15 protein-coding genes are annotated in these 23,288 nt (G+C 40.3%); all 15 read left to right on the forward strand.

What is annotated here, in order from left to right; all coding sequences use genetic code 11:
* Window positions 1-23 precede the first annotated feature (23 nt).
* Window positions 24-2,975 carry a glycoside hydrolase domain-containing protein gene (locus EFY79_RS07335; protein WP_123120023.1) on the forward strand — a complete coding sequence of 984 codons (2,952 nt, stop codon included), beginning with the start codon at window positions 24-26 and terminating at the stop codon, window positions 2,973-2,975.
* A 45-nt stretch (window positions 2,976-3,020) separates the two neighbouring features.
* Window positions 3,021-5,210, forward strand: coding sequence for an outer membrane protein assembly factor BamB family protein (locus EFY79_RS07340; RefSeq protein ID WP_123120024.1), 2,190 nt, complete (start codon window positions 3,021-3,023; stop codon window positions 5,208-5,210).
* 292 nt (window positions 5,211-5,502) lie between these two features.
* Entirely contained in the window at window positions 5,503-7,128 is a 1,626-nt protein-coding gene (locus EFY79_RS07345) for a glycoside hydrolase family 31 protein (protein ID WP_123120025.1), read from the forward strand.
* A 135-nt stretch (window positions 7,129-7,263) separates the two neighbouring features.
* On the forward strand, window positions 7,264-8,313 hold the full coding sequence (locus EFY79_RS07350; protein ID WP_123120026.1) for a c-type cytochrome: 1,050 nt from the start codon (window positions 7,264-7,266) through the stop codon (window positions 8,311-8,313).
* A gap of 10 nt (window positions 8,314-8,323) precedes the next feature.
* The gene (locus EFY79_RS07355; protein WP_123120068.1) at window positions 8,324-8,779 is read left to right on the forward strand and encodes a DsrE family protein; all 456 of its coding nucleotides are present in this window, start codon (window positions 8,324-8,326) and stop codon (window positions 8,777-8,779) included.
* Window positions 8,780-8,808: 29 nt separating this feature from the next.
* Window positions 8,809-9,720: a molybdate ABC transporter substrate-binding protein gene (locus EFY79_RS07360; protein WP_233577942.1), complete on the forward strand. Its 912-nt coding sequence runs from the start codon at window positions 8,809-8,811 to the stop codon at window positions 9,718-9,720.
* 459 nt (window positions 9,721-10,179) lie between these two features.
* The gene (locus EFY79_RS07365; protein WP_123120027.1) at window positions 10,180-10,413 is read left to right on the forward strand and encodes a hypothetical protein; all 234 of its coding nucleotides are present in this window, start codon (window positions 10,180-10,182) and stop codon (window positions 10,411-10,413) included.
* A 276-nt stretch (window positions 10,414-10,689) separates the two neighbouring features.
* Window positions 10,690-12,423 carry a DUF4091 domain-containing protein gene (locus EFY79_RS07370; protein ID WP_233577943.1) on the forward strand — a complete coding sequence of 578 codons (1,734 nt, stop codon included), beginning with the start codon at window positions 10,690-10,692 and terminating at the stop codon, window positions 12,421-12,423.
* A 93-nt stretch (window positions 12,424-12,516) separates the two neighbouring features.
* The gene (locus EFY79_RS07375) at window positions 12,517-14,085 is read left to right on the forward strand and encodes a sulfatase family protein (protein WP_199727477.1); all 1,569 of its coding nucleotides are present in this window, start codon (window positions 12,517-12,519) and stop codon (window positions 14,083-14,085) included.
* 213 nt (window positions 14,086-14,298) lie between these two features.
* Window positions 14,299-16,620, forward strand: a complete 2,322-nt coding sequence (locus EFY79_RS07380; RefSeq protein ID WP_199727478.1) for a family 20 glycosylhydrolase — start codon at window positions 14,299-14,301, stop codon at window positions 16,618-16,620.
* Window positions 16,621-16,670: 50 nt separating this feature from the next.
* Window positions 16,671-18,557 (forward strand): beta-N-acetylhexosaminidase, encoded by a 1,887-nt coding sequence (locus tag EFY79_RS07385; protein WP_123120029.1) that lies wholly within the window; start codon window positions 16,671-16,673, stop codon window positions 18,555-18,557.
* Window positions 18,554-20,152: a sulfatase gene (locus EFY79_RS07390; RefSeq protein ID WP_199727479.1), complete on the forward strand. Its 1,599-nt coding sequence runs from the start codon at window positions 18,554-18,556 to the stop codon at window positions 20,150-20,152. Before EFY79_RS07385 ends, EFY79_RS07390 begins: the two co-directional genes overlap by 4 nt.
* On the forward strand, window positions 20,067-21,758 hold the full coding sequence (locus EFY79_RS07395; protein WP_233577944.1) for a sulfatase family protein: 1,692 nt from the start codon (window positions 20,067-20,069) through the stop codon (window positions 21,756-21,758). The genes EFY79_RS07390 and EFY79_RS07395 overlap by 86 nt, the downstream gene beginning before the upstream one ends.
* Window positions 21,759-21,942: 184 nt before the next feature.
* On the forward strand, window positions 21,943-22,071 hold the full coding sequence (locus EFY79_RS21880; RefSeq protein ID WP_123120030.1) for a hypothetical protein: 129 nt from the start codon (window positions 21,943-21,945) through the stop codon (window positions 22,069-22,071).
* Window positions 22,068-23,186, forward strand: a complete 1,119-nt coding sequence (locus tag EFY79_RS07405; protein ID WP_123120031.1) for a formylglycine-generating enzyme family protein — start codon at window positions 22,068-22,070, stop codon at window positions 23,184-23,186. Before EFY79_RS21880 ends, EFY79_RS07405 begins: the two co-directional genes overlap by 4 nt.
* The last annotated feature ends 102 nt before the right edge of the window (window positions 23,187-23,288 follow it).

Below are 23,288 nucleotides of genomic sequence, written 5' to 3' on the forward strand. Positions count from 1 at the left end.
GTCACTAAATAACTTTATTTGAAATGAAATATTTTTTTCTTTTTGTCCTGTTCGGTTTGACGACAACTATTCAAGCACAAGAAGCTGAGCGCAGCATATCTCCCCAGCCCTGGACGCCAGGTTTAGGTAATCATCGGGCTGTACTTAAAATTGAGAAACCATCAGATGCAGTCAGATTACAATTAACCTGGCGGCTTCACGACCAGCAGCCCGATAAAAAGCGGTTTCTGATTATTAACGCTGCCAATGGAGATACCATACAAAATGTTTATAGGGTTTCAGTAAATAATGAGCAATGCGATATTGTATTCGGACCGGTAGCAAACAAAGGAATTTATTATTTTTATTATCTTCCGTATAAGCCGGACCCGGACGCCGGTTATTATCGATATGGATATTTATCTCCCAATAGTCCGGATATTAATTGGGTTACCCATAATCATTTATCAGAAAAAAATATTTTGCCTGAGCTTCCACTCGCTATTTGCACAGCAATGCAGGCACGTACCGGCTTTGATTCTTTTTATCCAATGGAAATTATTCCTACCACCGCCGAAAAGAAAAATTTCCTGCTGAAGAATACGGATAATTATCTTCTCTTTCCTCAGGATAGAAAATATCCGATACGCATGAAAGACAATATTCCGTTGATGTGGGTGAAAGAAGGCCATCAGAAAGAATTTAAAGGAGTAGCTGCAAAAAATGAATATTTTACTTTTCAGATTGGGTTGTTTGCAGTAAAGTCAGATGTGGATAGCGTTCAGGTTAATTTCTCGGATATGAAAGGCGCCACTCAGACGATTCCTTCATCCGCTTTCACCTGTTTTAATACCGGCGGAATAAATTCTTATGGCAAGCCTTTTACAAAACGTGTGGATGTGGCTGAAGGGAATGTGCAGGCTTTATGGATGGGAGTGGATATACCACAAAATGTTGCTCCCGGCATATATAAAGGCGCTGTATTGATTTCAACTTTAGGAACAAAGCCTAAAAGGATTCCGTTACAAATAACCGTGACCGGAAAATATCTGGCTGACCGTGGTGACAGTGAACCGTGGAGGTATTCACGTCTCCGGTGGCTTAACTCAACAATGGGTATTTCCGACAAACCAACTGCACCGTTTGCAAACATAAAGTATACCGGGACTAATGATTTTTCATTATATGGTAAACAAATAAAGATGGCTTCTAATGCAATGCCAGCCTCCATTAAAGTATGGGAGATGCAGGTGTTGGCTGCGCCAATAAAGTACGTTGCAGAAGGCCAAAATTTCACTGAAAGAAAATCTGATTTTTCAGAAAAAAATAATGGAAGAGTTGACAATGCCTGGAGTTGTTTTTCGAAAGATTTTGAAATGCGGGGCGATAGGTCATTAGAATTTGACGGTTATATTCATTATACAATTCATCTGAAGGCTTTGCATGATGTGAATTTAAAAGATTTCCGGCTGGAAATTCCCTTCAGAAAAGAAGTAGCGCAATATATGATGGGTATGGGGTTGCCTGGGACTACAGTGCCTGGTAGCCTTGATGCAAAATGGAAGGGCCCTCATGACAGCTTTTGGATGGGAAATACCTATGGAGGGATTTATTGCGAATTACTCGGGAGCACTTACCATGGCCCGTTACTGAATCTATATCATCCCAAGCCGCCTGAAAGCTGGTACAATAATGATAAGGGAGGTTTCTCTGTAAGGCAGAATAAAGATACTGTAACAGCCATCGTTTATTCGGGTAGCAGAGATTTTAAAGCAAATGAAGAAATTACTTTTGAGTTTGACTTCATCATTACTCCAATTAAAAAACTGAATACAAAGGCACAGTTTACGGAACGCTATTACCATAATGGAACTAAGCCATGGCCTGATTCAAGTGCAGTTGCAGCGGGTATTAAAGTAATTAATATTCACCAGGGCACAGTCACCAATCCATATATTAATTATCCTTTTCTTGCAAAAAAAGAGATTAAATCTTTTGCGGATTATTGGCATAAGAAAGAAATAAAAACAAAAATATATTATACCATCAGGGAGCTCACCAATCATACTCCGGAGATTTGGGCGTTGCGAAGCCTGGGAAACGAGATTTTTTCTACAGGAAAAGGAGGTGGATTTCCATGGCTGCAGGAGCATTTAGTGACTGATTATACACCTGCATGGTACACGCCCATTGGTAATGATATAGGGAATGTGGATGCAGCTCTTGAGTCAGCTCCGGGAGATTCAAGATGGTATAATTTTTATATCAGAGGATTAGCATGGCTCATCAAAAATGAAGATATAGACGGCTTGTATTTAGATGACGTATCGTTTGACCGTCATATTATAAAACGAATGAGGGAAGTAATGGACAGCATAAAACCGGGTTGCCTGATAGACCTTCATTCCAACACGGGCTTTTCCAAAGGGCCTGCTACTCAATACACCAGTTTCTTTCCTTACATCAATAAACTCTGGTTTGGAGAAAGTTTTCAATATGATAAAATGTCCCCTGCAAATTGGTTAGTGGAATGTTCAGGGATTCCGTTTGGCTTGATGGGAGACATGCTTCAGGGAGGAGGCAACCCCTGGCGTGGTATGGTTTATGGAATGACTGCACGTCTTCCCTGGGCAACTGAAGGGGTAGTCTGCGATCCTAAAGATATATGGGAAGTATGGGATAGCTTTGGCATTGCAGATGCAAAAATGATTGGTTATTGGGACACTAATCCGGTAGTGAAAACTTCCAATCCGAATGTACTGGCAACCGCCTATGTACGAAAAAGGAAAATAATGATTTCCATCGCAAGTTGGGCGCCAACAGAGGTGAATGTGAAATTGTTTGTTGATTGGAAGGCATTAGGATTAAACCCGGATAAAGTAAAATTAACCGCCCCGCCTATAAACAAATTTCAGGAGGCAGCGATTTTTTCACCAGGTGATAATATTTCTGTAGAACCAACAAAGGGATGGTTATTAATTGCAGAAGAACAATAAATTCAGAAGGATTGGTTTGAAATAATCTCTCAATAACAGAATTAAATGAAACGAATACTAAGATCCAAATATCCCCCTTCCCCGGTTTTCATTTTCCTTGTTGTATGCATAATGGTTTCTTTCTGCGGTTGCAGCCGGAATAAAAAATATACCGGTTGGGCCGTTACAGGTGGCGGCAAGGAAAACCTGCGCTATTCCTCTTTAAAACAAATTGATACTGGCAATGTAAACAAACTGGAAATCGCATGGATCTATCATTCAGAAAATAATGACAGTACTGCTTTCGGGGTGATGGAATGTAATCCAATTATTATTGATAGTACCTTATATGGTGTTTCACCCAAATTAAAATTGTTTGCCATCAATGCGGCCACAGGAAAAGAAAAATGGAAATTTGACCCTTCTGATTCAGTGGCCAATAAACGATGGCATAGGGAAAGTGTAAATATGAACAGGGGTGTTGCTTACTGGACCGATGGAAATGATCAACGTATCATTTATACAGTTGGCCCGGTTGTGTTTGAAGTAAATGCCTTAACAGGCAAACTGGTAACCTCTTTTGGTAAAGAAGGAGGCATTGATCTTAGAGAAGGCCTGGACCGTGATCCTAAAGACCTTTTTGTAGTGCCCACTTCTCCCGTAATGATTTATAAAAATTTATTTTTTGTGAGCGGGCTTACCGGTGAAAATACACCGGGACATATCCGTGCTTTTGATATAATAACCGGACAGCAAAAATGGATTTTTCATACAGTACCTTACCCCGGAGAACCGGGATATGAAACGTGGAATGACACCTCTGCTTACAGACGAATGGGATCCACCAATAGCTGGGCGGGATTCAGCCTTGATGAAAAAAGAGGAATCTTGTATGCACCGACAGGTAATCCAACAAATGATTTTTATGGCGGCGACAGGCTGGGCAATGGGCTGTATGGCAATTGCCTGCTTGCCCTGGATGCTGAAACCGGCAAATTGTTGTGGCATTTTCAGACAGTACATCATGACGTGTGGGATATGGATGTGCCTGGACCACCCAGCCTGATTACCCTGGATCACGATGGCAAAAAGGTGGATGCTGCTGTTCAAACTACTAAGACAGGACTTGTGTTTGTATTTGACAGGGTTAACGGCAAGCCCGTTTTTCCCGTTCAGGAAAAAGCAGTGTCAGTAAAAGACGCTGTTTTGGGCGAACATCTGAGCCCTACACAGCCTTTTCCTGTTTTGCCCAAACCCTTTTCAAGGCAAATACTTACAGAAAATGACCTGAACAAGCTGGTCGATGATTCTTCTTACCAGGATATCAAACGGCGATTTAATTCCTTTCGCTATGAGGGGATGTTCACCCCGCCCACTGAAAAAGGCACCCTCATTTTCCCCGGATATGATGGAGGAGGCGAATGGGGCGGAGGAGCCATTGATCCCGAAACCAATATTCTTTATGTAAATGCCAATAACATGGCATGGGTTCTTAATCTGGTAAAAAAGACAAGCAGCGAAAAAAGTGTTATGACCAATCTCCAGGCAGGCAAGCTTCTTTACAGTGCATTTTGTATGAGTTGCCATGGGCCTGAGCTCCAGGGTGGCGGCGATTATCCCCCACTGACAGGTGCAGAGAAAAAATATACGTTTGCAAAATTCAATGAATTGCTTTCGACAGGACGACGGATGATGCCTGGCTTTAATCAACTTACCAAAGAGGAAAGAGCGGCCCTGGGTTCTTTTATATTAAATATGGATACTGAAAAAGAGAAAACTTATAAAGGCCCTTCTTTACAAAAGTCTGGAATGGTCAAGCCTTCGTACGCCTCTATAGGCTATAATAAATTTCTGACAAAAGAAGGATATCCTGCCATAAGTCCTCCCTGGGGTACCATGACAGCCATTGATCTTAACAACGGAAAACAGCTATGGCAAATTCCTTTTGGCGAATTCGAAGAATTAAAAGCAAAAGGTATCCCTGCTACGGGCAGGGAAAATTATGGAGGCCCAGTAGTTACTGCCGGTGGCCTGCTTTTTATTGCTGCCACCGCTGATGCAAAGTTCAGGGCTATTAATAAAAGAAATGGCCAGATCTTGTTCGAAACTGATCTTCCTGCTACGGGAGCTTCTACGCCGGCTGTTTATTCGGTGAATGGAAAGGAATATGTCGTAATTGCATGCGGTGGATCTAAATGGGGCGGTAAGAAAAGCGATGCCTATGTTGCTTTTTCCTTGCGGGTTTCTCCTGACTGACAGGGTAACAGCTGCACCGGCACTTTTATAATTGCTCAATTGGAGGACATCCATTTGTGCATTTGAACCATAAGCTACATCAGTTTTATTAAAAATTTCTGGGAAAACCTCACACCTAATTTCCTGCACCGCTATTTGCGATGGGAGCATGATCGGCAAGGTCCGTATTGATAAATAGAACGGACACTTTAATAAAACAAAAATCCCGGTTAAAAGTCAGTTTACTGTATATTGATATAAATCGTTTAATAAAAAACCAGTTTCCTATTTCTTTAGGCTAATATTGATAATAATGAAAAAATATTTTTTGCTAATCATCCTGTTTGTTATTTCAAATGCGAAAATCGGATTTGCACAATCTTTTGATTCATCTCTAAAGCTTGCTTTGTTGAAAAATGAGCAATGGTGGGGTGGCGCAGTTCAATATGGATACCGGATGCCTTTTAATTATTCCAGTATTTTTTCAATCAATCTTTACGGAGATAAGTCCAATAATCAAAGTGCGCCGTTGTTGATTTCCAACAAAGGCCGTTGGATTTGGTGTGATGATCCATTTCTTTTTTCATTCAAAAACGATACGCTTCACGTTGCTTCACAAGGAGAAAAGCCATTGAAATATGGCACTGCAGGAAATAATTTGTCGGATGCATATCAATTTGCTTCGTCACATTTCTTTCCACCTTCGGGTAAGTGGCCCGACTCGTTGTTGGTGACATCGCCTCAATACAATTTGTGGATTGAACTGCAATACAATCCTAATCAAAAAGATGTAATCAAATATGCGGATAACGTTCTTGTGCAGGGCTGGCCGGCAGGCGTATTGATGATAGATGATAACTGGTTTAATTATTATGGTGAGTTTGATTTTGACAAAGCAAAGTTTCCTGATGCTAAAAAAATGATTGATGAATTGCATCAAAAGGGTTTTAAAGTAATGGTTTGGATTTGCCCGTTTATATCACCCGACAGCAAGGAGTTTCGTGAATTGTTGTCTAAAAAATATGTGTTGCTTGATAATAACGGAGATGAAAAAAAAGAGTGGAAAGATGCAAAGGATCCTTTGCTGATTCATTGGTGGAATGGATATTCAGCCTGTCTTGATTTAACCAATCCCGGTGCTAAAAAATGGTTGTCAGGCAAGCTTCATTTTCTGCAAAAAAAATATGGCGTAGATGGTTTTAAATTGGATGCCGGCGACCCTTATTTTTACGACAACAAAAACCTTCTTTCTTACAAAAAAGTGTCTCCCAATGATCAATGTGAGGAGTGGGCAAAAATTGGATTAGAGTTTCCTTTGAATGAATATCGCGCCATGTGGAAAATGGGAGGGCAGCCTTTGGTGCAGCGCCTTGCAGATAAAAGCCACACCTGGGGAGATTTACAAACGCTTATTCCCAACACGATTGTTCAGCAATTATTGGGTTATACTTTTACGTGCCCCGACATGATTGGTGGCGGCAATTTTATTTCCTTCCTTCCGGGCAGTAAAATAGATCAGAATTTAATTGTGCGTTCTGCACAGGTACATGCGTTGATGCCCATGATGCAATTTTCTGTTGCGCCCTGGCGCATCCTCGATTCAGCGCATCTGCAAGCTGTGAACGACGCTATAAAGCTTCGTCAGAAAATGATGCCTCAAATAATGGAAGTGATGCGGCATTCGGCTAAAACGGGAGTTCCTGCATTGCGTCCGCTGGCCTATAATTTCCCAGGGAAAGGTTATGAAAATATTAAAGACGAGTTTATGATGGGAGATGATATTTTAGTGGCGCCTGTTGTTACTGAAAATGATGAACGGACAATAGTTTTACCGCCCGGTGATTGGTATTTTCAAAATAAAAAATGGAAAGGAGGGAAGGCGTATACAATAAATGTGACTTTAAATGAATTGCCGGTTTTTGTGAAGAAAGGAAAGTAATAAGTCTTGTAGTCATGACACCCGTTTTTGATATTCATTTATTCTCATTATAATTTCAGGTTATCCTTTATCACTTATAATCATTATTCTTTCTGTTTTCAATACATCAACTTTGCAATCGCATTAAACCTGTAAATGAAACAAAACTTATACATTAAAAAGAAAACATACGTTGTAATATTCATCATTGTTTTTTTAATTTTAGTAATAGGAGGTTTTTTCTATTTATCCAGAAAACAAATTTCAAACAATGCGAACGGCCATGTAGCGCCCGGGAAAAAAGACACCAATCAAATTCTGAAAGCTGATACTCTTGCCTGGAAAGCTCCTGAAGAAACTGATATTCCTGCCGGCCAGGCAGGGGACGAAATCAGGTATGGTAAAGAATTGATTGCACATACAGCTATTTATTTTGGCCCAAAAGGAAAAGTGGCAAAAATATCCAATGGAATGAATTGTCAGAACTGTCACAATCAGGCAGGTACAAAGCCTTATGGTTTTAATTTTTCAGCTGTTGCTGGTTCATTTCCCCAGTTTAGAAACCGTTCAGAATCGTGGGTTTCAATTGCAGGCAGAATCAGCTCTTGTTTTCACCGAAGCCTGAATGGACAATCTCCGGATACTTCCGGAAAAGAGATAAAAGCCATGATAGCTTACATGATGTGGGTAGGAAAGAATGTGCCGAAAGGTATAAAGCCAAAAGATGCCGGAATACTTAAATTGAATTATTTGAACCGGCCAGCCAATCCGGTACAAGGAAAAATTGTTTATACCACCTGTCAAACCTGCCATGGAAAAGATGGCCAGGGCCAGCTAAACGAACAAGGTACAGAATACATTTTTCCACCTTTGTGGGGAAAGCATAGCTACAATGACGGAGCCGGACTTTACCGTCTTGGAAATTTTGCCGGTTTTGTAAAAGGCAATATGCCGTTCGGTACTACTTATAGACATCCAGTCCTCACTGATGAGCAGGCGTGGGATGTTGCCGCTTTTGTAAATTCAAAACCACGACCTCATAAAAACCAATCAAAAGATTATTCCATCATTACTGATAAGCCTATTGATTTCCCTTTCGGCCCTTATGCAGATAATTTTACAGAGAAACAACATAAATATGGGCCTTATAAACCCATCCTGGAAGAGAAGAGGCTTCAAACAAAAAATAGAAATTTAAATAAATAAAATGAACAAAATGAAAAAAATCACGTTTGTATTACTCGGACTCGCAACTATGTTTATGGCACAACATGCGCAAAGCCAATCAAGTCAACAATCATTTACCGGTGCCAAAGCAACCTTGCAACATTATAAAGCGCTGTATGTAATAAATGTAGATGATGCAAAGAAAATTGCCGGCACACTCAGAAATATAAATAATGCGCTTGATGACCCTCGTTTAAAAGGAAAACTTGAAGTCGAGTTAATTGCCTTTGGAAACGGTGTAGCAGTGTATGAAAAAAGCGGAAGTTTTGAAAAATCACTACAAGGCCTGCAGGCAAAAGGTGTGTTGTTGGCACAATGTGAAAACACCATCAGGGAAAGGCATATAGATAAAAACACTTTATTCCCGTTCATATCTTATGTACCGAGTGGTAATGGTGAAATTATCATTCGCGGTTCCCAGGGATGGGTTGTTGTACATCCCTGATTATTCAACCATCTTAAAAACCAATTCAAATGATTATTCCTAAAATTTTAATTCCTGTCATGATACTTTTATCTTCGGAATTGAGTGCACAGGATTACCAGTTCGATCCGCCCTGGAATACACCTCCTAAAAGTGAAGTAAATTTTACAGTTTACGGAATTGATAATGTACCTGATTTGTATGGCGACATTAATGATCCCCAGTTAACTGTTTTTTTTGCAGGCAACCAGTTTATGTGTATTGATGACCTCCTGGCGGCTTTTAAAACTAAGTATCCAAAATATACCAGAATCTTTGTCGAAACTCTTCCTCCTGGCATTCTGGCTGATCAAATAAAAGAAGGAAGCCTTGTTATCGGTAATTTAAAGATTGAGTTGAAGCCGGATGTATATACTGCCGGAAAAGGCCGCATCAGCCAGACACCTGAATGGTTTACAAAAACAGAAGTATATGCAACAAATAAACTGGCTATTATCGTACAAAAGGGAAACCCTCAAAACATTACAGGATTGAAAAGTCTGGGTGAAAAAAATGTGCGGGTTAGTATGCCAAATCCGGCTTGGGAAGGAATCGGCAAGCGGATTGAAGAGGCTTATGTAAAAGCCGGTGGCGATGAATTGAAAAACTCGATTATGGTAACAAAAGTAAAAGATAGTACTACGTTCCTTACTCATATACATCACCGCCAAAGCCCGATGAGAATATTGTATAACCAATCCGATGCAGCGCCAGTTTGGTATTCAGAGGGTGTGTATCAAAAAATGATTGGCCATCCTGTTGAGATGATTGAGATTCCTGCAAATGAAAATATAGAAGCACAATATGTGGCCGGATTATTAAAAAATGCACCACATCCCCAGGCAGCCAAAGACTTTATGGAATTTTTAAGCAGTGAAACCGCTAAAGAAATTTATAAAAAATATGGCTTTGATACCGATTAATTATACTGGATATTTTTGGGTATTGCTATGTGGTAACTCTTTTGAACTATTCACATTTTCAAAAACAGAAATAGAATTATTTGCTGGCTTGCTGTAAAAGAAGTAGGAGTTCTAAGCTGTTCTTTGTCCTTATAAATCAGACGACGGTACTGGAAACACAGCATGGGTTAGACATGAAACAGAATCTGATTTTATTGTAAATAGTTCTCTAGATTTTAAGTTAGAAAGGTTTTCAGAAGAACCATTTAGCTACACTTTACTACATCCGCAATCCAAAGTGTCGGAAGCAGATTTAAAAATGCTAAAAAATTATGCCCGCATTCTTACACCTGAAAAGCCGTCTGTTCATTGTACTTGTAATCCGTATGTTGGATTAACTTTCGTTTTCAGATTTGTTGCTTGATTTGATTATAGCTTCTAAATGTTTTCAACAAACTTCAGTTTTAACTTGGTACATTCATGTTAGAAAATATATCCGACAGGGCTTTATTGGAAACTGCAGATGAATATGCGGGTTTCAGGATTCTTTATAGCGGTTATTGGGCAGCCTTATATAAAAAAGCATCTTTCTGTTTTGGAAACAGCGCCGATGCCGGGGAATACCTGCTTTTTCCGCGTATTTCAGCTTTGCCTGAGGCCGCCTGGATTAATTCGAATAATAGAAATTATGATAACTTTTTTAACTCGTTTTAAAAAACACTTTTTGCGGTGCCAAGCTTCCGGTATTATTATTTTAATCCTTTTATCCTGAACAAAATCCGGAGGTTATCAAATAAATAAAATCGATATAAGTATAAAAGATATTGAAAATAAAAAACGCGTTATTTCTTTGTTTACTGTATGATAGGCATATCTATTTTCCCCGATAAATCAATCAACCGATTGCTTAAAGGTTGTTGCACATTTAAGTGTAAATTGGCCTATTTCTAGACAAAATAGAAACCAATAGTTTTTCACTAAAAATAAATCATGAAATATCTTTTATCCATCTTCTTTTTTGTGCTTGGCAATTCATTGATAGCCCAGGACGTCAGCTTCATGCTGCAAAAGCAGCCGCCGATGAGCAATGCTGCAAAAGCAGCCCAATGGCAAAGTATGAAAAGCCCTGTTGAGGCGAGTTTTGTGAGCAGCAATATTCGTTACAGCCAGGACCGCGTTCCCCAAATCATTCCGCAAAATAGTGATACATTAACGGCATGGAAAGGCGAGAAAACCCATGCTCAACTAGCCATCTGGAGTAAAAAAAGCATTTCTTCGGTAAGCATTGTTGTAAGTGATCTTACTTCCAAAAGCGGGCAGGTAATCCCCAAAAAAGATGTTACCATCGGTTATGTCGGTTATGTGATGACTGATGAATTTGGAGGAGGTTGCGGATATAGAAAGCCACAAGATTTTGATTCTTCCCTGGTGGCCGACCCTGTCAGCACGTCGGCACCATCTGTTGAGATGAAAAGCAATACAGTGCAGCCGGTATGGGTGAGTGTAGAGGTTCCGGCAAATACAGTAGCGGGAGTTTACAATGGAATTATTCAAATAAAAGCAGATAGGAGTTACAGCCTGAAACTTACAGTTCATGTGTTGGACAAAACATTGCCGCCTCCGTCAGAATGGTCTTTTAGTCTCGATCTGTGGCAACATCCAGCCGCTATTGCGCGGGTGCACAACGTAACCTTGTGGAGCAATGAACATTTTGCCTTGATGAAGAAATATTATATCATGCTCGCCAATGCAGGGCAAAAAAATATTACCGCCAGCATCGTTAATGAGCCGTGGGGCCACCAGACGTACGATGATTTTCCAAGTCTCATAAAATGGACAAAAAAGAAAAACAGTACATGGCATTATGATTATAGTTTGTTTGATAAATACATCTCTTTCGTGATGAGCTGCGGCATCGACAAGCGCATTAATTGTTACAGTATGGTGCCCTGGAAAATTGCTTTTCAATATTATGATGAAGCGATTGGAATAGATACTGTGTTTAGCAGTGCTATTGGCACTCCTGCCTATAATGAATTTTGGAAAAGTATGCTTACGGATTTTACAAAACATCTAAAAGAGAAAGGATGGTTCAATATCACGGCTATTGCCATGGATGAACGGCCCTTACCGGCAATGCAGTCGGTTATTAAACTGCTCAAAGAAATAGATCCTGAATGGAAAATTGCGTTGGCAGGAAATTATCATCCTGAAATTGAAAATGATATTTATGATTATTGCATTGCTTCAAGATTAGAGTTTCCTGCCGATACGCTTGAACTGCGGAAGCGGCAAGGCAAACTGAGCACCTGGTACACGTGTTGCACGGAAAAATATCCAAATGGATTTACCTTTTCGCCACCGGCAGAAAGTGTCTGGATAGGCTGGTACACTGCCGCAAAGAATATGGATGGATACCTGCGCTGGGCTTACAATAGTTGGCCTGAAGACCCGTTGCACGATAGTCGTTTTACGGCGTGGCCCGCAGGCGATACGTACCAGGTATATCCCGGTCCTATGACCTCGATACGTTTTGAAAAGCTGATTGAAGGTATACAGGATTTTGAGAAAATACGTGTGCTTAAAGCCGTTTATACAAAACAAGGAAATCAAAAGAAATTAGCAGAGTTGGAAAAAGTGCTGAACAATTTTGAAATAAAAAATCTGCAAACGCACACAGCCGAAGCGATGGTTGTAGATGGAGAAAGGTTATTGAATGAATAAGGAAATGTGATAAAGTAAAATGAAACGGTTGCCTATTTACTGCTGCAAGGCAACCAAGTTTGGATTAATTGATGAAGTTTTAAAACAGAAAATATGGTGAATAAAAATTACAGGATTCTTTTCTTTCTGATGCTCTTTTTTGTATGGGTATGTTCATCCTGCAACAGTGATAAAAAGCAGGCAGATACCCGCCCCAATATCATCTTCATCATGAGCGATGACCACGGCTACCAGGCCATCAGCGCTTATGGCGATAGTTTAAATCATACGCCCAATATTGATGCTTTGGCAAAAGATGGGATGTTATTTAACCGCGCTTTTGTCAATAATTCTCTTTGTGCACCAAGCAGGGCTGCTATCCTCACGGGTAAATACAGCAACATGAATGGCATCAAAGGAAATGGTGATGAAGTGTTTGATGGTTCTCAGGAAACGTTTCCCAAATTACTTCACCAGGCCGGATACCAAACTGCAATGATTGGCAAATGGCATCTTGTTTCCAATCCGACAGGCTTTGATTTCTGGAATATACTTCCCGGCCAGGGCGATTATTACAATCCTGATTTTATAGATTCTACAGGTACGAAAAGAGTAGAAGGATATGTGACGGATTTGACCACTGATAAGGCGATAAATTGGTTAAATAATAGAGATACTACCAAACCATTTTGCGTTTTGGTATGGAACAAAGCGCCACATCGTGATTGGATGTCCGCATTAAAATATTTGCATGAATTTGACAGTGCAAAGATTCCCGTTCCTGCTACTTTTTTTGACGATTATGCTACACGCACCCGTGCAGTAAAAGAACAAAAAATGGAGATTTCTAAATGGCTTGCTCCCAATTATGATTTGAAAGAAAACCTGGGAATTACCAAAGCAACAGAAAGGCTGGATTCCAACTGGATGGCCATATTCAACCGCTTAAATCCTGGTGAAAAGCAAGCATTCATTGAGGCTTATACTGCAAAAAATGAAGCCTTCAAAAAAGCGAATCTAAAAGGAAAGGATTTAGCGATATGGAAATACGAAAGATATATCAAAGATTATCTCAGAACGATTCAATCTGTTGACGATAATGTAGGCCGCCTGATGGATTATTTAAAAGAAAAAGGCCTTGATAAAAATACGATTGTGATTTACACCTCCGACCAGGGATTTTACCTGGGTGAACATGGATGGTTTGATAAACGGTTTATGTATGAGCAATCTTTTCGTACACCACTTATCGCAAAATGGCCACAGTTTATAAAAGCCGGAAGTGTGAACAATGATATGGTAATGAATCTTGATATTGCAGAAACCTTACTGGATGCTGCCCATGTAAAAGTTCCTGCTGAAATGCAGGGAAGAAGCATGTTGGACGTTTGGAAAGGTAAAACACCCGATGACTGGCGCAAATATGTGTACTATCATTATTACGAATCAGGAGGGGAACATAACGTGGCTAAACATATCGGTGTGCGCTCCGACCGGTATAAATTGATTTATTATTATGAAAATAAAGATTGGGAATTGTATGATTTGAAGAATGACCCACACGAACTCAACAACGTGTATAATAATCCATCTTATCAGAAAATACAGGATTCATTAAAAGATGAATTGCAAATTCAAATGAAAAAGTTTAAAGATAGTATTCCAAACAAGGACTTCAATTGAGAATCTGGAAAATGTCAGATGTGTATTGGAATTATCATTATACTTTACAAAGTACAAAATCGTGAATAATTTAAAACTTCAGGATGGAAAGAACCGTAAATGATTCTTAAAAATTCACTGTTTTAACCCTTGCGAATTATACATTATATTACGTCAATGCGATAATATATTGGTCAATAGAATTCCTTGTCCAATCACAATTAAAAAACGGAAATGAGAAATTATTCTATGTTTAAATTAAAATCTGGTTTAGCGGCCGCTTTCATTTTTTTTATTTGCCAACTTTCTGTTGCGGGGCAAACAAAGGTGGCATCAGAGCGTTATCCTATCATTCCTTATCCGCAACATTTGGTTCCCGCAAACGGAGATTTTGTCATCAGGAAAAACACGTCAATCGTTATTCAAAACCAGGGTTTCCGGAAAGATGCAATTGCATTGAAACAGATAATAAAGGAAAATGCAGGCTTCATATTGAGAGAATCCAACACTGCTAATGGCAATGACATCATTTTAAAACAAGATGATTCTATTAAATCATCTGAAGGATACCATCTATTGGTTACGCCGTCGAAAGTGATACTTTCTGCAAGAACGCCGGCAGGATTATTTTGGGGAATAGAAACCATCAGACAGCTTTTGCCTGTTTCTGATTCAATAATCAAAGAATTAAAAATTCCTGCTGTAGAAATAAAAGACCAGCCTGCATTTGCCTGGCGGGGAATGCACCTGGATGTATCCAGACATTTCTTTTCGGTTGCTTACCTCAAGAAATTTATTGACCGTATGGCTTTATACAAGCTCAATAAGTTTCATCTTCATCTAACAGATGACCAGGGATGGCGAATTCAAATAAAAAAATATCCGCAACTCACCGAAAAAGGCGCGTGGCGTACATTCGACAGCAATGATTCGGCCTGCATGAAACTGGCAAAAGAAAACCCCGATTTTGATATTGATTCATCTCATATCATTCACAGAGATGGACAAACCTTGTATGGAGGTTTTTATACGCAGGAACAAATGCGTGATGTAATAAAATATGCAGCAGCCAGGAATATAGAAATTATTCCCGAACTGGATATGCCGGGGCATATGATGGCGGCAATCAAAATCTTTCCGTGGCTGAGTTGTACAGGCAAGCCAGGACAAGGTAAAATTTTTTCAGTGCCCTTGTGTCCTTGCAAAGAAACGACTTACCAATTTGCTGAAAATGTTTATAAAGAAATTTTTGCGCTTTTCCCTTCAAAGTATGTTCATATCGGTGGTGATGAAGTAGATAAAACGAGCTGGGAAAATTCTGCTGATTGCAAAGTGGTGATGCAAAAAGAGGGTGTAAAAAATGTAAATGAATTACAGAGCTATTTTAATAAGCGCATGGAAAATTTTTTCAGGAAAAATGGGAAACGAATGATTGCATGGGACGACGTGTTGGAAGGTGGAATCGATTCCAACATTATCATTATGTATTGGCGTGGCTGGGTGCCAAAAGCGCCGGTAGAAGCGGCAAACAATGGTAATAAAGTAATTATGGCGCCGGGCAATCCATTATATTTCGACCAGTTTCCGGATAAAAGCTCGTTGTATAATGTGTATCATTTCAATCCCATTCCGAAAGGACTAACAGGAGCTGCCGTCCACAATATTATCGGCATTCAGGCTTGTTTATGGACAGAACGTGTTCCTTCGGAAAAGAGAGCTGATTACATGACGATGCCGCGTATGACAGCAATGGCAGAAGTAGCGTGGACAGATTCTTCACGAAATTATACATCATTTCTTGAACGCCTGAAAGGGCATTATTGCCGGTGGGACAAAATGCATATTCATTATCGACTGCCAGACCTTACGGGATTTACCGATAATAATGTTTTTATTGACAGCGCTGTATTGAACGTCGAAAAGCCTTTACCCAATCTGACAATACATTATACTACTGATGGTGAATTACCCAACCTTCAATCGCCTGTATTGCCGGATTCTTTTACAGTTTATCATTCTCAAACCATTAAGCTTGCAGCCTACACTGATGAGGGAAACAGAGGTGATATTTATACCTTGAAATATGAAAAGGAAAGTTATGCACCTTCAGTAACGCTGACAGGAACACTGGAGAATGGGTTAAAATGTGTTTATTATAAAGGAAGTTTCGACAGTACAAAAAATATGTCATCAGTTCCGCCATCACAAACATTTTATGTAAAAGATATTGAGGTTCCGAGTAGTGTAAAGGCGCCGTCATTTGGATTGCAATATCGTGGTTATATCAATGTGCCCGAAAAAGATATTTACAGTTTTTATCTTACCTCCGACGATGGCAGCGCTTTATATATTGATGATAAAAAAGTGGTCGACAATGATGGACTGCATAGTGCTATCGAACGCAGTGGAGAAGTGGCTCTGGAAAAAGGCTTGCATAAATTCTCACTTGATTTTATCGAGGGTGGTGGTGGATATACATTGCGATTGTTGTATGCATTGAAGAACGCCCAGCCGCAGAACATTCCATCAGAAATGTTTAAGGTGGAGAAGCAATAAATCATTTCATTTTACTATTACTATTAACCCTTAAACATAAATACCTGAATATGCAAAAAATAGTTTTCGTGTTTTTAATCAGCCAGTTTTTTTACAAACCGTGTTTGGCTCAAAGTCAGGATAATTTGTCTGAAGTTTCTGTTATCCCGCAACCTGTTTCGCTGGAATTGCATACGGGTTATTTTTTATTGAACGCACAGACCACAGTTATTTCCGCTGATAAAGGAGCAGCCGCTGTAGCAGTATTTCTTTCCGAATTAATTCATGAAAATTATGGTTTTTCGCTGAAAAATGCTGGAGGAAACAACATTTCTTCCAAATCTTTTTTTTCGCTGGCAATTAATAAAAACACTAATAAATCCATTGGTGACGAAGGTTATAGTTTGAAAATTACTGCTGAAAAAGTAAAGCTTTCAGCCAATACACCGAAAGGCCTTTTTTATGGAGTTCAAACTATGATGCAACTTCTTCCACCCGGTAACGGTAATGCACAAACGAAAAATATTTCTTTAAAAATTCCGTGCGTTGCAATCACGGATTATCCACGCTTTGGTTATCGCGGCATGATGCTGGATGTGAGCCGTCATTTTTTTTCAAAAGAATTTATCAAGAAATACATCGATGAAATGGCGAAATATAAATTCAATGTATTTCACTGGCACCTTACCGATGACCAGGGCTGGAGAATAGAAATAAAAGGATTGCCAAAGCTTACAGAAGTAGGAGCCTGGCGCGTGCCGCGAACAGGCAAATGGGGAACATTTACGTTTGCCCAGCCCGGCGAAGAAGCTACCGATGGCGGCTATTATACGCAGGACGATATCCGTGAAATTATAAAATATGCTAAAAACCGGTTTATAGATATACTTCCTGAAATTGACGTACCAGCTCATAGCCTGGCGCTTATTGCAGCCTATCCAAATCTCTCCTGCACGAAGAAACAATATGCAGTATCGCCGCAGTATGCACCGGATAGCCTCGATGATGTACTTTGCGTAGCCAATGATTCTACCTGGTTCATTTTGGATAAAATATTTACGCAGGTGGCTCAATTGTTTCCTTATGAATATATCCATACCGGCGGCGATGAAGCCAACCGTAAATTTTGGACAAAAGATCCAAAAGATGTGGTTTTGATGCAAAAAGAAGGAATTAAAACGCCTGCAGAATTGCAGAGTTATTTTGAAAAGAAACTGGAAAAACTAATTATTTCAAAAGGAAAGAAAATGATTGGATGGGATGAAATTGTAGAAGGCGGCCTGGCGCCTGAAGCCACGGTAATGAGTTGGCGTGGAATGAAGGGTGGTATTGAAGCTGCAAAAATGGGACATCATGTGATTATGACCCCAATAATGGAAACTTATTTAAGCCGCAAACAAGGCGACCCATCTGTAGAACCTTTTGGTCCGGGAATATTAAGATTAAGCACCTGTTATCAGTTTGAACCCGTGCCCGATGGAGTTGATTCTACATTTATCATAGGCGGCCAGGCAAGCACCTGGACAGAAAAGATTCCAAATTACCGTCACCTGGAATACATGACATGGCCACGGGCAATGGCGATTGCAGAAGTGTTGTGGTCTCCCAAAACAAGCCGCAACTGGAATGATTTTACCCGTCGTGTAGAGCGGCATTTTAAATACCTTGATGCCGATTCTGTAAAATATTCAAGAAGCATGTACGACCCGATTATTACTGCAGTAAAGGTTAACGATGATTCAATGAAAATCAAAATCACAACCGAAATGCCGGGCCTTACTTTGTATTATACTTTTGATGGCACTGATCCTGATAACTTTTATCCGCAATATTCAGGCACTCCGCTGGATCCTCCTAAAGGAGCTTCGGAAATAAGAGTAGTTGCATATAGAAACGGACGCGCAATCAGCAGGCAAATCAATCATTTGCTGGGAGATTTGAAAAAAACATTGCAATGAGGAAGATGATCTTTGAAATAAGAGAAGGGCGTACAGTAAACAAAGTTTTATTAATGATTGTTATTCTGATGTCAACTTCAATAAATGTATCATTGGCTCAGCTAAAAACCTCAAAGCATCCTAACATCATTTTCTTTCTCGTGGATGATATGGGATGGCAGGACACGTCAGTCCCTTTCTGGGACAGCGTTACCACGCAAAACAAAAAGTTTCAAACGCCAAATATGTTGCGCTTTGCTGCCACCGCTCAAAAATTTACAAACGCTTATGCAAATTCTATTTGCACTCCTTCGCGAGTGAGCCTTATGACTGGTATGGATGCAGGACGCCATCGGGTTACAAACTGGACAGCTTTTAAAAATCAAGCCGTGGATGCCAGGGACAGTGTACTTCAAATACCTGACTGGAATGTAAATGGACTTTCCCCGTACCAGGAAGATCCGAAAAGCGTATATGCCACACCGTTACCTCAGCTTTTAAAAGATAACGGGTATTATACCATACAATGTGGCAAAGCTCATTTTGGCGCTTATGAAACGCCGGGTGCAAATCCTTTGAACCTTGGATTTGTAAAAAATATTGGCGGCAGTGCTGCCGGAAATCCTGCTTCCTATCTTGCTGAAGATGATTTTGGCTATGACCCAAAACATTTTAAACTGCAAGCCGATATTCCTAACATGCAGCAATACTGGCAAACGCCTACTTTCCTCACAGAAGACCTTACAGTCGAAGCCAAAAAAGCAATGGATACGGCGCGCATACAGCACAAGCCTTTCTTCCTGTACATGGCGCATTATGCAGTGCATCTGCCTTACAACGCAGACAAAAGATTTATCCAAAAATATCTTGACGAAGGCTATACAAAACCTGAAGCAGCTTATTGCGCTCTGCTTGAAGGAATGGATAAAAGTTTGGGCGAACTGCTGGATTATTTAAAAGAACATCATCTGGAAAAAAATACTATCGTGATATTTATGTCGGACAATGGAGGATATTCCCATCGGCCCCGTGAAGGCAAAGACAATACACAAAATTATCCATTGCGTGGCGGCAAAGGCTCTTTATATGAGGGCGGCGTTCGTGAACCCATGATGGTGCGATGGCCGGGCGTTACCAGGCCAGCAACTGTGAGCAACCAATATGTTATTATCCAGGATTTTTTTCCCACGTTATTAAAAATGGCAGAAATCAAAAATTATAAAACTGTTCAGCATGTGGATGGCCAATCCATCATTCCTTATTTAAAAAATCCTGCATTAAAAGATGACGAACGGGAGCTTGTCTGGAATTTTCCCAATGACTGGGCGGGTGGTGATTTAGGTGAAGACAATTCATGGCTTTGCTCTATTCGCAAAGGCGATTGGAAGTTGATCTATTTTGAAAAATATAGCAGGCTCGAGCTTTATAACCTGGCGAAAGATATCCGCGAATGGAACAATGTAGCTGATAAATTTCCGGAAAAAACACAAGAGCTGGCTCAATTATTAACTGAAAAATTAAAAAATGAACATGCCCAAATGCCTACTTTTAGAGCAACCGGAAAGCTGGTACCTTTCCCGGATGAAATATTTTATTCAAACAAAAATTCACAGTAAAGGCACAATTCATGGCAATTCATATTTTCCGGCTTTTGATGCATCTATTAATTTGTGTAAAAAAGCGATGGCTGTAAAAATTACCTGTTTTATCTTATTAAGCTCTTTCTTTTTTCCCTCTGCACAGGCGCAAAAGAAAACAACACTAAAACCCAACGTCATTTACATCTATGTCGATGACCTTGGGTATGGAGATTTGAGCTGTTATGGAGCAACAAAAATCGCTACGCCGAATGTGGACCGCCTGTCATCTCATGGTATCCGGTTTACCGACGCCCACAGTACTTCAGCTACGTGTACGCCCTCCCGTTATGCCCTGTTGACAGGCCGCTATCCATGGCGACAGGAGGGAACACACATTCTGCCCGGCGATGCGGCGCTGATCATTCCTACAGATAAAACTACCTTGCCAAAAGTTTTTAAAAATGCGGGGTATACAACAGGCATAGTAGGCAAATGGCATCTTGGTTTAGGTGGGCAGGTTGAAAAAAACTGGAATGGAGAAATAAAACCAGGCCCTAACGAAGCAGGCTTTGATTATTCTTTTATTTTTCCCGCCACTGCAGACAGGGTGCCAACTGTTTTTTTAGAAAACCATCGCGTGATTGCAGTCGACAGCGCCGATCCTATTGAAGTAAGTTATGACCATAAAGTCGGCAATGACCCAACAGGTAAAGAACACCCCGAACTTTTAAAAATGAAATCATCGCCAGGGCAGGGGCACGATCAAACGATTGTCAATGGTATCGGGCGTATTGGCTACATGAGCGGGGGACATACGGCAAGGTGGACAGATGAAGAAATGCCGCTTACATTCTTGCAAAAAGCTAAAAATTTTATTGAGCAAAATAAACAACATCCTTTCTTTCTTTATTATGCAATGACCGAGCCACATGTACCGCGCATGCCGGCGACTATGTTCAAAGGGAAAAGTGGTTTAGGATTTAGAGGCGATGCTATTTTAGAGATGGATTGGGCGGTAGGAGAAATTTTGAAAGAAGTAGAGGAATCAGGCATTGAAAAAAATACTATTATCATTTTTTCCAGCGATAACGGACCAGTGCTGGATGACGGTTACCAGGATGGAGCCGTCACACAATTGAACGGTCACACACCCTGGGGGCCGTTACGTGGTGGGAAATACAGCGCCTTCGAGGCAGGCACAAGAATTCCTTTTATAATTAGCTGGCCCGGAAAAATCAAATCGAAAGTTTCCGACGCTTTGATTTGCCAGGTGGATTTGCTGGCTTCATTTTCCAAACTTCTTAACCAAAAAATTCCTGCCGGCGATGCTATGGATAGTGAAAATATGTTGGATGCACTGATGGGTAAAAATAATAATGGCCGGTCGGAACTGGTAGAGCAGGGCGGGGCGCTTTCGATCGTAAAAAATGGATGGAAATATATAGAACCCAATAAGGGGGTATCTTATTATAAACTTACCGCAATCGAAAGCGGTAATTCTCCTAGACCGCAATTATACAATCTGAAAAATGATATAGGAGAGAAAAATAACCTTGCAGAAAAATATCCCGAAATAGTAAAAAAATTGTCAGGCGACCTGGAAAAAATAAAAAGCAGGAGTTACGGGCAACAAAAGAATTAATAGTGAAAATTAAAAGGAACGAAAAAACGTTAAAAATAGTTCTGGTTTTCTTACCCGTATTGTTTTCGCTACAGTTACTGCACGAAACAGCAGATACTGTAAAATATTCAGGAAGCATGTACTACCCGATTATTACCGCTGCAAGGGTACCCATGATTCAATGAAATAAAAAATCACCGCCGAAATGCCCGGACTTACTATTTATTATACTTTTGACAGAACAGACCCGGATAATTTTTACCCGGCTTATTCCGGAGTTCCGTTGGGGATTCCAAAACTCAAAAAAGACTTAGGACAAAAGAACAATCAATGAACTCAAAATCGGTAAAAAATATTTTCTTCTTATCTGTTGCTTTACTGTTGTTCTCATGCAATCAAAACAGGAACGCAACAACGATAGAGGCAAAAAAAGATTCTGCTACATCCTGTATGATGGTACCTGCGAGGTTTTCAGCTACTCCTGTTGATTCTTCATTAAAATTTAATGGTGATACTTCTGCTAAAGGAATGGTGTTCATAAAAGGCGGCACTTTCATGATGGGCGGCGATAATTCCCAGGCAAGTGCGGATGAATATCCAAAACACAAAGTTCGGGTAGGTAGTTTTTGGATGGATGCCAATGAGGTGACCAATGCAGAGTTTGCAAAATTTGTAAAAGCAACTCATTACGTTACCACTGCAGAAAGAAAACCAAATTGGGAAGAGATGAAATCGACCCTTCCTCCTGGTACGCCAAAGCCACCCGACAGTGTATTAGTAGCGGCATCGCTGGTCTTTCGCCAGACTTCCGGGCCCGTTGATTTAAACGATTACAGCCAGTGGTGGAGTTGGGTAAAAGGCGCAGATTGGCAGCATCCCGAAGGCCCCGGTAGCAGTATTGTAGGGAAAGAAAATTATCCCGTCGTACAGGTGAGCTGGTATGATGCGATGGCTTATTGTAAATGGGCCGGAAAGCGCTTACCGACCGAGGCTGAATGGGAGTATGCTGCAAGAGGAGGCCTTGAAAATAATATTTATCCCTGGGGAAATGAATCGATAAATGAAGGCAAAGCCAAAGCCAATTCCTGGGGTGGTAAATTTCCCTACTATAATGATGATAAGGATGGATTTGTAAAACTGGCGCCTGTAAAATCGTTTATGCCTAACCGTTATGGACTTTACGATATGGCGGGAAATGTTTGGGAATGGTGTAGCGACTGGTACGACGCCAATTATTATCAAACATTTGCCAACAAGGTAGCAGTATATCCAAAAGGGCCTGCAAAAAGCTATGATCCAATGGAACCATATACGCCTAAAAGAAGTTTGCGGGGCGGGAGTTTTTTATGCAATGACAGTTATTGCAGCGGTTATCGTGTGGCCCGTCGCATGAAAAGCAGTCCTGATACCGGTTTGGAACATACGGGATTTCGTTGTGTGAAAGATTAGAAGTTTATGTTTTAAAGACTTTTTCGATTTCAAATGGAAAAGATATCAAGTAAAGCCTTCTTTACTTTTATATCAATATTTTTTCCTGTTGCCATTTTGTTA

It is taken from the genome of Hanamia caeni (assembly GCF_003721595.1).
Taxonomy (GTDB): Bacteria; Bacteroidota; Bacteroidia; order Chitinophagales; family Chitinophagaceae; genus Ginsengibacter; species Ginsengibacter caeni.